We start from the raw sequence: 13,159 nt of genomic DNA, 5'->3' as shown, positions 1-13,159 counted from the left end.
CGCCCGTGGGGCGCGCAGGTGCCCACTACACTCGCCCGCGCATGTCCGCCTCTCTCGCTTTCACGCTCGTCTTCGCCCTGGCCCTGGTGGCCGGGCTGCTGGTCCGCTTCTGGCTCGCGGCGCGGCAGGTGCGTCATGTGGCCCGCCACCGCGACGCCGTGCCCGCCCCTTTCGCCGGCACCATCGACCTGGCGGCCCACCGCAAGGCGGCCGACTACACGCTGGCGCGCATGCGCTTCGGCATGGTCGAGGCGGCCTGGGGCGCCGCGGTGCTCGTGGGCTGGACGCTGCTGGGCGGCCTGGACCTGCTGGACAAGGCGCTGGCCGCCTGGCTGGGCGCCGGCCTGCTGCAGCAGCTGGCACTGCTGGGCGCCTTCAGCCTGATCGGCGGGCTGATCGACCTGCCCTTCACCTGGTGGCAGACCTTCCGGCTGGAAGAGCGCTTCGGCTTCAACAAGATGACGCCTGGCCTGTGGCTGGCCGACCTGCTCAAGGGCACCGCCGTCGGCGTGGCGCTGGGCCTGCCGCTGGCCGCGCTGGTGCTGTGGCTGATGGGCGCGGCAGGGCCGCTGTGGTGGCTGTGGGCCTGGGTCGCACTGGCCGGCTGGACGCTGCTGCTGCAGTTCATCGTGCCGACCTGGATCGCGCCGCTGTTCAACAAGTTCGCGCCGCTGGAAGACGCCCCGCTGCGCGAGCGCGTGCAGGCGCTCATGGCCCGCTGCGGCTTTGCCGCCAAGGGCCTGTTCGTCATGGACGGCAGCCGCCGCAGCGCGCATGCCAATGCCTACTTCACCGGCTTCGGCCGCGCCAAGCGCGTCGTCTTCTTCGACACCCTGCTGCGCCAGTTGACCCCGGGCGAGGTGGAGGCGGTGCTGGCCCACGAACTGGGCCACTTCAAGCACCGCCACATCGCCCGCCGCATGGGCCTGATGCTGGTGCTGAGCCTGGCGGCTTTCGCGCTGCTGGGTTGGCTTTCCGCGCAGGCCTGGTTCTACACCGGCCTGGGCGTGCGGCCGCACATGGCGGCGCCCAACGATGCGCTGGCGCTGCTGTTGTTCATGCTGGTGGTGCCGGTGTTCGGCTTCTTCGTCTCCCCGCTGATGGCGCGGTCCTCGCGCCGCGATGAGTTCGAGGCCGATGCCTTCGCCGCCGCCCATGCCGATGGCGCCGACCTGGCCCGCGCGCTACTCAAGCTGCACCAGGACAACGCCTCGACGCTGACGCCCGACCCGATCTACGTCGGCTTCTACTATTCCCACCCGCCGGCCGCCCAGCGCCTGGCGCGGCTGCAGGGCGCGGCCGCGGCCGCCGCCTGAAGGCGGCAGCGTGGGCCGCGGCAAAGCTGCAGCAGCGGGTGCGCCGGCCAGCGGCACGGCGCGCGCAGGCCTGGTGGTCGGCAGCCACGGCCGCCATTGCCTGGTGGAGACGCCCGACGGCGAGCGCCGCATCTGCCATCCGCGCGGCAAGAAGAGCCAGGCCGTGGTCGGCGACCGCGTGCAATGGCAGCCCACCGCCGACGAAGGCACCATCGAGCGCGTCGACGAGCGCCGCAACCTCTTCTACCGCCAGGACGAGATCCGCACCAAGTCCTTCGCCGCCAACCTCGACCAGATCCTGCTGCTGGTGGCGGCCGAACCCGATTTCTCCGAGCACCAGCTGACCCGCGCGCTGATCGCGGCCGAGGCGCAGCACATCCGCGCGCTGATCGTGCTCAACAAGAGCGATCTGGCCGAGCTGTTCGGCCGCGCATGGGAGCGGCTGGCGCCCTACCGGCGCATGGGCTATGCGGTGCTGCCGCTGTCGCTGGAAGGCGCCGACGCACCGGGCCTGGCCGCCGTGGAGGCCGAACTGGCCGGCCGCACCACCCTCATCCTCGGCCCCTCGGGCGTGGGCAAGAGCACGCTGGTCAACCGCCTCGTGCCCGGCGCGCTGGCGCAGACGGGCGAAATCTCGCAAGCCCTCAATTCGGGCCGCCACACCACCACCACCACCACCTGGTACTGGATGGACAAGGCCGCGGGCACGGCGCTGATCGACTCGCCGGGCTTCCAGGAATTCGGCCTGAACCACATCGAACCCACGCAGTTGCCGGCGCTCATGCCCGACATCGCGGCCCACACCGGCGAATGCCGCTTCTACAACTGCACGCACCGGCACGAGCCCGGCTGCGGCGTGATCGCCCATGTCGAAGGGGCAGCGCCGCCCAGCGACGCCGACATCAGCGCCATGCGCTACCGCATCTACAACGAGCTCTTCGACGAGCTGAGCCGGCCGCCGTCGTACTGACCACCGGCACGCGCCCGTGCGCGGCCGCGTTCACCCTTCCAGGATCGCCTGCAGCGCCTCCACCAGCGCCGCGCACTGCGCGCGGCTGCCGATGCTGATGCGCAGCCACTGCTCTATGCGCGGCTGGCGGAAATGCCGCACCAGCACCGCACGCGCCCGCAGCGCCGCCGCCAGTTCGCGGGCATCGCGTGCCGGATGCCGCACGAAGACGAAATTGGCCTGCGAGGGCAGGACCTGGAAGCCCAGGTCTTCGAGCTGCAGCGTCAGGCCCTCGCGGGTGTTCATCACCTCGCGGCACTGGCGCGCGAACCAGTCCTCGTCCTCGATGGCGGCCTGGGCGCCGGCCTGGGCCAGCCGGTCCAGCGGATAGGAATTGAAGCTGTTCTTGACGCGCGCGAGCCCCGCGATCAGCCCCGCCTGGCCCAGCGCGAAGCCCACCCGCAGCCCGGCCAGCGCGCGCGACTTGGACAGCGTCTGCACCACCAGCAGGTTCGGATGCGCGTCGATCAGCGCCGTGGCGCTTTCGCCGCCGAAGTCCACGTAGGCCTCGTCCACCAGCACCACGCGGTCAGGGCAGGCCCGCAGCAGCCGCGCGATGGCCGGCAGCGGCAGGCCGATGCCCGTGGGCGCGTTCGGGTTGGCGACGACCACGCCGGCGCAACCCTGGGCGGCCCGCTGCGCCAGGGCGTCGATGTCGATGCGCAGGCCGTCGTCCACCGGCAGCAGTTCGGCCGCGATGCCGTGCAATTGCGCCCAGACGCGGTAGAAGCTGTAGGTGACGTCCGGAAAGAGCAGCGGCTGCGGCCGCTGGAAGAAGGCCAGGAAGGCATGGCCCAGCACCTCGTCCGAGCCGTTGCCCACGAACACCTGCTCGGGCTTCAGGCCATGGCGGCGGGCGATGGCGCCGCGCAGTCGCGTGGACTCCGGATCGGGGTAGCGCTGCAGCCCGTCGCGCGCCGCCTCGGTGATGGCCGCCACCACCCGCGGCGACGGCGCGGCGGGATGCTCGTTGGTGTTGAGCTTGACCAGGTCCGCGATGTGCGGCTGCTCGCCGGGCTCATAGGGCGACAGCCCTGCCGCGAGCGGGCTCCAGAAGGGGGAGGAGGTCAGCGTAGACATCTCAGTTTTTTTCGAAGGCGCCGCGCGTCACCCGCGCCGCAGAAAACCGGCGCGGTCCCAAGATCGAACGGCCGCGGAGCAGGCCATCCCAGTGCACCCGCGGAACCGGCTTTGCCGGGCCGCCGGGTGCGCCCCTCGAGGGGGATTGGACTTCCACACGCAGTGAGGAAGTCCAAACGGGGTGGTCTCATTCCTACCCCAGCAATCGCGCCAGGGTCAGCAGGGCCAGCAGCAGCATCCACAGCACCACCGAGCGCCACACCAGGCCCACCACGCTGCGCAGGTGGCCGGGCTCCGGCTCGCGGCCCGTCGTCGGGCCGCCGTCCAGCAGCCCGGCGTCCGGCAGTTCGGTCTCGGTCATGAGCGCATCGCCCAGGCCGCCGCGGCTGGGCCGCAGCTGTTCGCCACCCAGGCGCACGTTGAGCGCGCCCGAGGTGGCCGCCAGGATCACGCCGTCGTTGATGCCGGCGAAGCGGCGCGCATCGTTGCGCCAGCAGTCGATGGCTTCCTCGAAGCTGCCCACCACCGCGAAGCCGAGGGCCGTGATGCGCGCCGGCAGCCAGTCGATGGCCACCCACGCCCGCGCGGCCGCCTGCTGCACCCACACGCTCGCCGGCTGCCGCATGGCGTTGTGCTTGTGGGCCCAGTAGCGGCCCACGAATTCGCTCATGCGGTAGAACACCGCACCCGCCGGCCCCAGGCCCAGCAGCGCCCCGAGCGAGAACCAGGCGAGCACGCCCAGCACGTGGCGATGGGCGGCAATCACCGAATACTCGATGACGTGGCGCACGATCTCGCTGCGCGGCAGCTCGGCCGCGTCCACCCGCTGCCAGCGGGCGAGCAGGCTGCGCGCCAGCGCCTCGTCGCCCACGTCCAGCGCGTCGCGGATCTCGGTGAAGTGGTGGCTGAACTGGCGGAAGCCCAGCGTGGCGTAGAGCACGCCCACGCTCCAGATCAGCGCGAACGGCGCGCCCAGCGTGAGCATCAGCAGCCAGTGCAGGCCCAGCGCCAGCAGGCTGGGCGCGCCCACCGCCAGCGTCCAGGCGATCCATCCGTGCTGCGGCTTGCCGGCGTCGAAGTTGCGGCTGGTCCAGCGCGTCCACGACAGGGCCGCGCCATAGGCCGGGTTGTCGGCCGCCAGCGGTCGCACCTGCTCGATCAGCAGCGCGCACAGGATGGCAAAGAAGCTCATCGAGGAATCATAAATCTGCGCTTCACGCGCGGCGGCTGCCGGCCCGCCGGCGCGTCTGCGGGCAAGCCGCCGCCCTCATGCCGACAGGAAGCGGTAGAGGTTGCGCAGCATGCCCGCCGTCGCGCCCCAGACGTAGCGCTCGCGGCCGTGGTCGTCGTAGGGCATGGAGAAGAAATGGCGGCTCTGGCCGCTGCCGTCGTCCACACGGTGGCGGCGGTGGTGGGCCGGATCCATCAGGAAGGCAAGCGGGACCTCGAACACGTCCGCCACCTCCGCCGGATTGGGCCGCAGCACGAAGCCGGGCTGCACCAGCGCCACCACCGGCGTGACGACGAAGGCGGTGATGGTCGTGTAGGTGGGCAGTTCGCCCAGCACCTCGACGAAGCCGGCTTCCAGGCCCACCTCTTCCCAGGCCTCGCGCAATGCGGCATCGGCAATGCTGGCGTCGCCCGGGTCGACGCGCCCGCCCGGAAAGGCGATCTGCCCCGAATGGGTGGACATGCGCGTGGCCCGCTCGGTGAGCAGCACCATGGGCTCGGCCCGCTGCACGATGGGCACGAGCACGGCGGCGGGCGCCGGGCTGCGGCGGGTCTGCCGGGGCTCGCGCCGCACCTCGGCCGCCCACACCGGCGGCGCGGCGAAGCGGGCGCGCAGGGCGGCGGCGGACAGGCGCTCGGCGGGCACGGCGGGCAGGTCGCTGTCGACGCCGGCCACCGGCACCGCGCGCGGATCGACCACCGCGCCGACCGGCGCGACGGCGTTGACCACCTCGGGCGGCGCATGCCCGTCGGCGTCGGAAGGTTGGGGATCGGGACTCAGGGACACGGCAATCGGCTTCGTTGAGGAAGGCCACCGCGGCACAGGCGGCGCGGTGGACGGCAGGGCCGCCCTGCAAAACCCGCGGGCGCGGCGGCCCGGCCATGAAAAAGGCCGCCCGAAGGCGGCCCGGTTCGGGCGGCGAGGACAGGGACTGGCCTCGCCGACATGCCTCGGATTACTCCGCAGCCGCCACCGCTGCCGCGGCCTTGCCCGGCAGCTTTTCCTTGATGCGGGCCGAACGGCCGCTGCGCTCGCGCAGGTAGTACAGCTTGGCACGGCGCACGTCGCCGCGGCGCTTGACTTCGATGCCGGCGATCAGCGGGCTGTAGGTCTGGAAGGTCCGCTCGACGCCTTCGCCGCTGGAGATCTTGCGCACGGTGAAGCCGCTGTTCAGGCCGCGGTTGCGCTTGGCGATCACCACGCCTTCGTAGGCCTGCACGCGCTTGCGGTTGCCTTCGACGACGTTGACGCTGACGATCACGGTGTCGCCGGGGGCGAACGCGGGGATCTTCTTGCCCAGGCGGGCGATTTCCTCTTGCTCGAGGGTCTGGATGAGGTTCATGGTTTCCTGCGAAGGATCGTGTCCGCGCTGCACTGAAGGCGGCTGCCGGTGCCGGTTCGCACGCCAGTGCGTGGAGGGCGCCGGACCAGGAAGCGGGGTTCCTGAACGAGGGCCGCGGCCGGACAGAGGATCGGAAAAGCCCGCGATTATAGCGCGTCGCGCGGCTGCTGTTGCAAGAACTGCTCGTCGCGCGGCTGGAGCCGACCCGCGGCGCGGGCCGCGTCGATCAGTTCCGGCCGCCGCGCCGCCGTGATCGCCAGCCGCTGCTCGCGGCGCCAGCGCTCGATCTGGGCATGGTGGCCCGACATCAGCGGCGCCGGCACGGCCTCGCCCTGCCAGACCTCGGGCCGGGTGTAGTGCGGGCAGTCCAGCAGGCCGTCGAGCGCGGGGTTGAAGCTGTCCTGCGCATGGCTGTCGGCGTCGCCGAGCACGCCGGGCTGCAGGCGCGCTACCGCGTCCAGCAGCGCCAGCGCGGCCAGCTCGCCGCCGGAGAGCACGAAGTCGCCCAGGCTGATCTGGTGCGTGACGTAGCGGTCGATGAAGCGCTGGTCCAGCCCCTCGTAGCGGCCGCAGACCAGCAGCGCGCCGGGACCCGCCGACCATTCGCTCACGGCGGCGTGACGCAGCGGCTCGCCGATGGGCGAGAACAGCACCACCGGCGCACGCGCGCCGCGGTCGGCGAAGGCTGCCTCGGCGCAGCGGGCCATGGGCTCGGCCATCATGACCATGCCGGGGCCGCCGCCGAAGGGACGGTCGTCCACGCGGCGGTAGTTGCCCTCGGCGAAATCGCGCGGGTTCCAGAAGCGCACGTCCACCTGTCCCGACGCGAAGGCGCGGCGGGTGATGCCGTTGGCCAGAAATGGCGCGAACAGCTCGGGAAAAAGGGTCAGGACGTCGAAGCGCATTGGCGTCTGCGCAGGGGGCCGCGGGGGGGGCCGGTCAGAAGGTGTGAATGAATCCGGCGTGGCCGAGCGGGCTGCCAAAACGCGGCCAATCAAGGCGCAAAGCACAGCCATAGCTCGGGCTATGGCGAGCATTTGCAACGCAGAGTGGGCGTGTTTTGGCAGAGCGAGCGGGCATGGCGGGTTCGTTCACACCTTCTCAATAGTCCGGTTGCCAGTCGGCCACGATGGTGCGGCCGGCCAGGTCGACCTTGTCGACGATGGCGGAGACGAAGGGGATCAGGCGCTCGCCGGGCTTGTCGCCCTCGGCGGCCGGGGCCACCTCGAGCACCAGCGTGGTCTGCGGGCCGGTGGCGAGCAGTTCGCGCACCACACCCAGGGCCACGCCCTCGCGGTTGAAGACGGACAGGCCGATCAGGTCGACCCAGTAGAACTCGTCCTCGCCAGGCGTCGGAAACAGGGAGCGCGGCACGAAGATGCGCGCACCGCGCAGGGCCTCGGCCGCGTTGCGGTCGGGCACGTCGTCGGAATGGGCGACGATGCAGTCGGTGTGCTCGCGGGCTTCGCGGATGGGAAGCCGGAAGACCTGGCGATCGTTGCCAGGCGGCTGGAGGAACCAGCGCTTGGAAGTGAACAGCGCCTCCGGCTCGGCGCTGTGGGGCAGGACCTTGAACCAGCCCTTGATGCCCCAGGCATCGACGATGCGCCCGACTTCGATGGCGTCCGCCGGCAGTTCGGCGGCGTCGAGGGTGGGCAGCATCGGCGACGGCGCGCCGATCAGGCGGCGGCTTGCTCGGCGGCGGCAGGGGCGGCGCTGCCGGCCTGCTTGATCAGGCGCACGACGGTGGGCGAAGCCTGGGCGCCGACGCTCTTCCAGTAGGCCAGGCGGTCCTGGGCGATGCGGATGCTTTCCTCGCCGCCGCGGGCGGTGGGGTTGTAGAAACCCAGGCGCTCGATGAAGCGGCCGTCGCGACGGGTGCGCTTGTCGGCGACGACGATGTTGAAGAACGGACGGCCCTTCGAGCCGCCGCGGGAGAGTCGGATCACGACCATGATTTATCCTTGGGGTGGAACCGGCTGAAGGCTTCTGAAAATCGACGAAAGCCCGAAACCAGCCGATGAATTCTTCTTCAGCGTTGAGACACGCGACATGGCCACCCGGCCAGCGACACGCCGAAAAGCCCGCCAGTATAGCGCCCTTCCGACCCCATCCGCCATGCCCCTGACCATCCGACCGAGCCGCGACGACGATGTCCCGGCCATCACGGCCATCTACGCCCACCACGTCCTGCACGGCACGGGCACTTTCGAAACCGAGGCACCCAGCCAGGCCGACATGGCCAACCGCCGCGCCGACGTGCTGGCCAAGGGCCTGCCCTACCTGGTGGCCGAGGGCGAGGCGGGCGAGGTGCTCGGCTTTGCCTACTGCAACTGGTTCAAGCCGCGGCCGGCCTACCGCTACTCCGCGGAAGACTCGATCTACATGGCCGACGCCGCGCGCGGCATGGGCCTGGGGGCGCAGCTGCTCGAAGCGCTGATCGAGGCCGCCGAGGCCGCCGGCGTGCGCAAGCTGATCGCCGTGATCGGCGACTCCGCCAACGCCGGCTCGGTCGGCGTGCACCGCAAGCTGGGCTTCGCCGAGGTCGGCGTCATCAAGGACTGCGGCTGGAAGTTCGGCCAGTGGCGCGACGTGGTGCTGATGGACAAGGTGCTCGGCGAGGGCAGCGGCACCGCGCCTGAATGACCGACCGACTGACCGAATGAAGAAAGCCCTGGCATGACCACCCGCGCCGAAGCCGTCCTCGACACCGCACGCGCGCCACGCAGCAAGACCCTCGCCGCCTGGCTCGCCTTCCTGGGCGGGCCGCTGGGGCTGCACCGCTTCTACCTGTACGGATTGGGCGACATGACGGGCTGGCTGCTGCCGATCCCGACGGCGCTGGGCCTCTACGGCATCGAGCGGGCCCGCATGTACGGGCTGGACGACGGCTGGAGCTGGGTGCTCATTCCCTTCGTCGGCTTCACGATTGCGGGCTGCGCGCTGATGGCCATCATCTACGGCCTGACGACGCCGGAGCGCTGGAACGCCAGACACAACCCCCAGGTGCCGCCCGACGCGTTGCCGGGCCGCACCAACTGGTTCACCATCGGTGCCGTGGTGCTTGCACTGCTGGTCGGTGCGACGGTGCTGATGTCGAGCATCGTCTTCAGCTTCCAGCGCTACTTCGAGCACCAGATCGAGGAAGGCCGCCGCATCTCGCAATGAGCGAGCGGCGCGCCGTTTCTCTGACGGCTCAGAACAGCTGCATGCTCAGCCAGTAGGCGATGGCCGCCACGAAGGCGGCGGCGGGGATGGTGAAGATCCAGGCCCACACGATGTTGCCCGCCACGCCCCAGCGCACCGCGCTGGCGCGCTGGACCGATCCCACGCCGACGATGGCGCCGGTGATGGTGTGGGTGGTCGACACCGGAATGCCCAGCGCCGTCGCCAGGAACAGCGTCAGCGCGCCCCCGGTCTCGGCGCAGAAGCCGCCCACGGGCTTGAGCTTGGTGATCTTCTGGCCCATGGTGCGCACGATGCGCCAGCCGCCGAACATCGTGCCCATGGCGATGGCGGTGTAGCAGGCCACCACCACCCAGGTGGGCGGCGCGGAATCGCCCGCCGAGGCATAGCCGGTGGCCAGCAGCAGCATCCAGATGATGCCGATGGTCTTCTGCGCGTCGTTGCCGCCGTGGCCCAGGCTGTAGGCACCGGCAGACACCAGCTGCAGCCGCCGGAACCAGCGGTCCACCCGGGAGGGCGTGGCGCGGCGGAAGACCCAGGCCACCACCACCATCATCAGCGAGCCGAGCAGGAAGCCCAGCAGCGGCGAGACGAAGATGAAGGCCACCGTCTTCCAGATGCCGGCGCCGACCAGGCCCGAGGTGCCGGTCTTGGCCATCACGGCGCCCACGATGCCACCGATCAGCGCATGCGAGGAACTGCTGGGAATGCCGTAGTACCAGGTCACCAGGTTCCAGCTGATGGCGCCGATCAGCGCGCCGAACACCACGTGCACGTCGATCACGTTGGGATGGGCAATGCCCTTGCCCACCGTCGCCGCCACGCTCAGGTGGAAGACGAAGATGGCGATCAGGTTGAAGAAGGCGGCGAACAGCACCGCCTGACCCGGCTTGAGCACGCCGGTGGACACCACGGTGGCGATGGAATTCGCCGCGTCGTGGAAGCCGTTCATGAAGTCGAAGGCGATGGCCAGCGCGACCAGCACCACCACCACCCAGAGGGCGACCTGCACCGTTGCCATGGAGACTGCTCCCGGCGGCTCAGGAGTTCTCGAGGATGATGCCCTCGATCACGTTGGCCACGTCCTCGCACTTGTCGGTGACGGTCTCCAGCAGCTCGTAGATGGCCTTCAGCTTGATCACCTCGCGGACGTCGGGCTCCTCGCGGAAGAGCTTGCTCATGGCGCTGCGCATCACGCGGTCGGCGTCGGACTCGATGCGGTCGATTTCCTCGCAGGTCTTGAGCGTCGCCTCGGCCACGGCCGGGTCGGCGATCTTGCCCAGGTACTTGACGGCGTCCTTGAGGCGGCCGCAGCACTTGACCGACAGCGTGGTCAGGCGCGAGATCTCCTCGGTCATCTGGCGCACGTCGTACAGCGCCATGGTCTCGGCGCAGTCCTGGATCAGGTCGGCCACGTCGTCCATCGTGTTGATGAGCTTGTGGATCTGCTCGCGGTCGATGGGCGTGATGAAGGTCTTGTGCAGCAGCAGGTTGACGTCGTGGGTCACGCGGTCGGCCGCGCGCTCCGCGTTGTCGACGTCGCGGTTGTACTGCTCACGCAGATGCACGTCGTTGTAGTTGGCAACCAGCTGTTCGAAGGCGTGCGCGGCCTCGACGATGCGCTCGGCATGCTGGTTGAACATCTCGAAAAAATTGCCCTCGCGGGGCAGCAGCTTGCCGAGCATGAAATGGACGTCCTTACACGAAAGATGCGACAGGGTGATGACACCCGAGCAACCCGCAAGTGTAATTGGCCGGCCCGGCGGGCGCCGCCGGTGGGTACTTCAGAGCCGCTCGATGGCCTGTCCGGCCACCGCGGCGAGCCAGGCGGCATCGACCCGTTCCGGGGCGATCTCGGCCAGCGGCAGCAGCACGAAGGCGCGTTCGTGCAGGCGCGGATGCGGGACCGTCAGGCGCGGCGCGTCGATGCGGGCCTCGCCGTAGAGCAGCAGGTCCAGGTCCAGCGTGCGCGGCGCGTTGCGGTAGGGCCGCTCGCGGCCGGCGGCGAGCTCCAGGCGCTGCAGTTCGTCCAGCAGCGCCAGCGGCGCCAGGGCGGTGTCGAGCGCCGCCACGGCATTGATGAAATCGGGGCCACCGGCATCGACCGGCGCACTGCGGTAGAGACTGGAGCAGGCGACCCGGCGCGTCTGCGGCAAGCGATCCAGGGCCGCGAGTGCCAGGGTGACCGTCGCCTGGGCGTCGCCCAGGTTGGCGCCGAGCGCCACGTAGGCGCGAACCTGGGGCGCTTCAGCACCGGTGGCGCAACGGCCCTCGGCTTCTCCCGCAATGGAAGACCCCTGCGCAGAGGCCGGGCGTGCGCTCACGCCGCGTCGGGCGGGCCGCCCGAGTCGCCCGCATCGCCGCCGCCGGCCGCACCGCCGCCGGTGCGGGGCTTGCGGCGCCGGCGGCGCTTGCGCGGCGCGCCGGTCTCGCCATCGGCCGGCACCAGGGCGCCCTCGCCCTCGGCGGCCTGCCCGGTCGTCGCGCCCTCGGCCATCTCGCCGCCGTCCATCGGCGCGGGCGCCGAGGCGCGGTGGCTGCGCGTGTGCACCCGCGGCGCGCGGCTGCCCGACTGGGCCTTGCGCTGCTCCGCACGCACCTGCTCGATGAGGTCCTCGCGGCGGATGTCGTCGGCGGTGCTGAACTCCTGCCACCACTCGGCGATGGCCTCGTCCACCTCGCCGATGTCGGCACGCAGGCGCATGAAGTCGAAACCGGCGCGGAAGCGCGCCTGCTCCACCAGGCCGTAGGGCGTGCTGCCGACGCGCTTGTCGAAGCGCGGCTGCATCATCCAGATTTCGCGCATGTCCGCCGCCAGCTTGCCGCGGCCCGACACGTCGCCGATGCGGGTGTTGAAGACGTCGTCGATGGCGTCCTGCAGCGCCGGCACGGGCGGCTGGGCGCGCTGGCCGGGGCGCTCCTGGAGGCGCGCCTTCCAGCCCTCGCGCACGTCGCTCCAGAGCACGCAGGCCAGCAGGAAGCTGGCGGCCACCGGCTTGCCCTCGCCCACGCGGCGGTCGGTGTCCGCCAGCGCCGCCTTGACGAAGGGCAGGTCGGCGCGCTCCACCACCACGTCCAGCAGCGGATAGATGCCGCGCGCCAGGCCCAGCGCGCGCAGTTGCGCGATGCTGGCCAGCGCATGGCCGGTCTGCAGCAGCTTGAGCATTTCGTCGAACATGCGGCTTTGCGGCACGTCGGCCAGCAGCCTGGCGGATTCGACAAGCGGCGCCGCCGTCTTGGTGTCCATCTTGAAGCCCAGCGCCGCCAGCTTGGCCGAGAAGCGGATGGCGCGCACGATGCGCACCGGGTCCTCGCGGTAGCGGATGGCGGGGTCGCCGATCATGCGCAGCACCAGCTTCTGCGCGTCGCGGATGCCGTTGTGATAGTCGACCACGATCTGCCGCGCCGGGTCGTAGTACATGGCGTTGACGGTGAAGTCGCGGCGCGCGGCGTCCTCGTCCTGCGGGCCCCAGACGTTGTCGCGCAGCACGCGGCCGCTGGCGTCCACGGCATGCTTCATGGCCGAGAGTTCGCTCTTGCTGGTGCGCTCGTTGCCGGCCACCTGCTCGGCGGCGCCGGCTTCCATGTAGGCGCGGAAGGTCGAGACCTCGATCACCTCGTGCTCGCGCCCGCGGCCGTACACCACGTGCACGATGCGGAAGCGCCGGCCGATGATGAAGGCGCGCCGGAACAGGCCCTTGACCTCTTCCGGCGTGGCATTGGTGGCCACGTCGAAGTCCTTGGGCTTGAGGCCGAGCAGCAGGTCGCGCACGGCGCCGCCCACGACGTAGGCCTCGAAGCCGGCCTGCTGCAGCGTGGTCACCACGTTCCGGGCCCGCTCGTCCACCAGGGCGGGGTCGATGCGGTGCACGCTGGCATCCACTTCCTGGCGCTTGCCGAAGCGCGAGCGGCCGCCGCGGGCCGAGCCCGTCTTGGCCAGGATCTTGTCGATGAATTGCTTGATCATGGAATCCGTGTGTCGGACGGCCCCCGCA

15 protein-coding genes are annotated in these 13,159 nt (G+C 70.7%); 4 read left to right on the top strand and 11 right to left on the bottom strand.

Annotated elements, in window-relative coordinates:
• Positions 1 to 41: 41 nt before the first annotated feature.
• Together NS331_RS00465 and rsgA are read left to right on the top strand one after the other, a co-directional pair.
• The gene (locus NS331_RS00465; protein WP_058640060.1) at positions 42 to 1,316 is read left to right on the top strand and encodes a M48 family metallopeptidase; all 1,275 of its coding nucleotides are present in this window, start codon (positions 42 to 44) and stop codon (positions 1,314 to 1,316) included.
• A 10-nt stretch (positions 1,317 to 1,326) separates the two neighbouring features.
• Positions 1,327 to 2,286 (top strand): ribosome small subunit-dependent GTPase A, encoded by a 960-nt coding sequence (gene rsgA, locus NS331_RS00460; RefSeq protein ID WP_058640059.1) that lies wholly within the window; start codon positions 1,327 to 1,329, stop codon positions 2,284 to 2,286.
• Between the two features lie 30 nt (positions 2,287 to 2,316).
• Here the strand turns inward: rsgA and hisC are convergent, their stop codons facing one another.
• The 7 genes from hisC to rpsP all read right to left on the bottom strand — a co-directional run bounded on the left by hisC (position 2,317) and on the right by rpsP (position 7,933).
• Positions 2,317 to 3,405 carry a histidinol-phosphate transaminase gene (gene hisC / locus NS331_RS00455; RefSeq protein ID WP_058640058.1) on the bottom strand — a complete coding sequence of 363 codons (1,089 nt, stop codon included), beginning with the start codon at positions 3,403 to 3,405 and terminating at the stop codon, positions 2,317 to 2,319.
• 193 nt (positions 3,406 to 3,598) lie between these two features.
• The gene (locus NS331_RS00450; RefSeq protein ID WP_058640057.1) at positions 3,599 to 4,597 is read right to left on the bottom strand and encodes a CobD/CbiB family protein; all 999 of its coding nucleotides are present in this window, start codon (positions 4,595 to 4,597) and stop codon (positions 3,599 to 3,601) included.
• Between the two features lie 75 nt (positions 4,598 to 4,672).
• Entirely contained in the window at positions 4,673 to 5,416 is a 744-nt protein-coding gene (locus NS331_RS00445; protein WP_082702145.1) for a CoA pyrophosphatase, read from the bottom strand.
• 175 nt (positions 5,417 to 5,591) lie between these two features.
• Positions 5,592 to 5,978 (bottom strand): 50S ribosomal protein L19, encoded by a 387-nt coding sequence (gene rplS, locus NS331_RS00440; RefSeq protein ID WP_058640056.1) that lies wholly within the window; start codon positions 5,976 to 5,978, stop codon positions 5,592 to 5,594.
• Between the two features lie 146 nt (positions 5,979 to 6,124).
• Positions 6,125 to 6,883: a tRNA (guanosine(37)-N1)-methyltransferase TrmD gene (gene trmD / locus NS331_RS00435; protein WP_058640055.1), complete on the bottom strand. Its 759-nt coding sequence runs from the start codon at positions 6,881 to 6,883 to the stop codon at positions 6,125 to 6,127.
• Between the two features lie 196 nt (positions 6,884 to 7,079).
• Positions 7,080 to 7,640, bottom strand: coding sequence for a ribosome maturation factor RimM (gene rimM / locus NS331_RS00430; protein ID WP_058640054.1), 561 nt, complete (start codon positions 7,638 to 7,640; stop codon positions 7,080 to 7,082).
• A 17-nt stretch (positions 7,641 to 7,657) separates the two neighbouring features.
• Positions 7,658 to 7,933 carry a 30S ribosomal protein S16 gene (gene rpsP / locus NS331_RS00425; protein ID WP_058640053.1) on the bottom strand — a complete coding sequence of 92 codons (276 nt, stop codon included), beginning with the start codon at positions 7,931 to 7,933 and terminating at the stop codon, positions 7,658 to 7,660.
• Between the two features lie 163 nt (positions 7,934 to 8,096).
• On the opposite strand from rpsP, the gene NS331_RS00420 reads away from it, so the two are divergent.
• Positions 8,097 to 8,624 (top strand): GNAT family N-acetyltransferase, encoded by a 528-nt coding sequence (locus tag NS331_RS00420; protein WP_058640052.1) that lies wholly within the window; start codon positions 8,097 to 8,099, stop codon positions 8,622 to 8,624.
• A gap of 33 nt (positions 8,625 to 8,657) precedes the next feature.
• The gene (locus NS331_RS00415; RefSeq protein ID WP_058640051.1) at positions 8,658 to 9,146 is read left to right on the top strand and encodes a TM2 domain-containing protein; all 489 of its coding nucleotides are present in this window, start codon (positions 8,658 to 8,660) and stop codon (positions 9,144 to 9,146) included.
• Positions 9,147 to 9,174: 28 nt separating this feature from the next.
• On the opposite strand, the gene NS331_RS00410 is transcribed toward NS331_RS00415, so the two are convergent.
• From NS331_RS00410 to pcnB, 4 genes are all read right to left on the bottom strand, one after another.
• On the bottom strand, positions 9,175 to 10,185 hold the full coding sequence (locus NS331_RS00410) for an inorganic phosphate transporter (RefSeq protein ID WP_058640050.1): 1,011 nt from the start codon (positions 10,183 to 10,185) through the stop codon (positions 9,175 to 9,177).
• A gap of 19 nt (positions 10,186 to 10,204) precedes the next feature.
• The gene (locus tag NS331_RS00405) at positions 10,205 to 10,849 is read right to left on the bottom strand and encodes a DUF47 domain-containing protein (RefSeq protein ID WP_058640049.1); all 645 of its coding nucleotides are present in this window, start codon (positions 10,847 to 10,849) and stop codon (positions 10,205 to 10,207) included.
• 99 nt (positions 10,850 to 10,948) lie between these two features.
• The gene (gene folK, locus NS331_RS00400) at positions 10,949 to 11,389 is read right to left on the bottom strand and encodes a 2-amino-4-hydroxy-6-hydroxymethyldihydropteridine diphosphokinase (RefSeq protein ID WP_058640048.1); all 441 of its coding nucleotides are present in this window, start codon (positions 11,387 to 11,389) and stop codon (positions 10,949 to 10,951) included.
• Between the two features lie 95 nt (positions 11,390 to 11,484).
• Positions 11,485 to 13,131, bottom strand: a complete 1,647-nt coding sequence (gene pcnB, locus NS331_RS00395; protein WP_058640047.1) for a polynucleotide adenylyltransferase PcnB — start codon at positions 13,129 to 13,131, stop codon at positions 11,485 to 11,487.
• Positions 13,132 to 13,159: the final 28 nt, after the last annotated feature.

The organism is Pseudacidovorax intermedius, from assembly GCF_001476815.1.
Taxonomy (GTDB): Bacteria; Pseudomonadota; Gammaproteobacteria; order Burkholderiales; family Burkholderiaceae_C; genus Xenophilus; species Xenophilus intermedius_A.
The sequence above is the reverse complement of the archived record's forward strand: the minus strand, read 5'-3'. Positions and strand labels throughout refer to the sequence as shown.

Excerpts from the sequence above, each read along its gene's own strand:
- pcnB (WP_058640047.1), bottom strand. The coding sequence starts at position 13,131 with ATGATCAAGCAATTCATCGACAAGATCCTGGCCAAGACGGGCTCGGCC.
- NS331_RS00465 (WP_058640060.1), top strand. The coding sequence starts at position 42 with ATGTCCGCCTCTCTCGCTTTCACGCTCGTCTTCGCCCTGGCCCTGGTG.
- rpsP (WP_058640053.1), bottom strand. The coding sequence starts at position 7,933 with ATGGTCGTGATCCGACTCTCCCGCGGCGGCTCGAAGGGCCGTCCGTTC.
- NS331_RS00450 (WP_058640057.1), bottom strand. The coding sequence starts at position 4,597 with ATGAGCTTCTTTGCCATCCTGTGCGCGCTGCTGATCGAGCAGGTGCGA.
- NS331_RS00415 (WP_058640051.1), top strand. The coding sequence starts at position 8,658 with ATGACCACCCGCGCCGAAGCCGTCCTCGACACCGCACGCGCGCCACGC.
- trmD (WP_058640055.1), bottom strand. The coding sequence starts at position 6,883 with ATGCGCTTCGACGTCCTGACCCTTTTTCCCGAGCTGTTCGCGCCATTT.
- rimM (WP_058640054.1), bottom strand. The coding sequence starts at position 7,640 with ATGCTGCCCACCCTCGACGCCGCCGAACTGCCGGCGGACGCCATCGAA.
- NS331_RS00405 (WP_058640049.1), bottom strand. The coding sequence starts at position 10,849 with ATGCTCGGCAAGCTGCTGCCCCGCGAGGGCAATTTTTTCGAGATGTTC.
- hisC (WP_058640058.1), bottom strand. The coding sequence starts at position 3,405 with ATGTCTACGCTGACCTCCTCCCCCTTCTGGAGCCCGCTCGCGGCAGGG.
- rplS (WP_058640056.1), bottom strand. The coding sequence starts at position 5,978 with ATGAACCTCATCCAGACCCTCGAGCAAGAGGAAATCGCCCGCCTGGGC.
- NS331_RS00420 (WP_058640052.1), top strand. The coding sequence starts at position 8,097 with ATGCCCCTGACCATCCGACCGAGCCGCGACGACGATGTCCCGGCCATC.
- NS331_RS00410 (WP_058640050.1), bottom strand. The coding sequence starts at position 10,185 with ATGGCAACGGTGCAGGTCGCCCTCTGGGTGGTGGTGGTGCTGGTCGCG.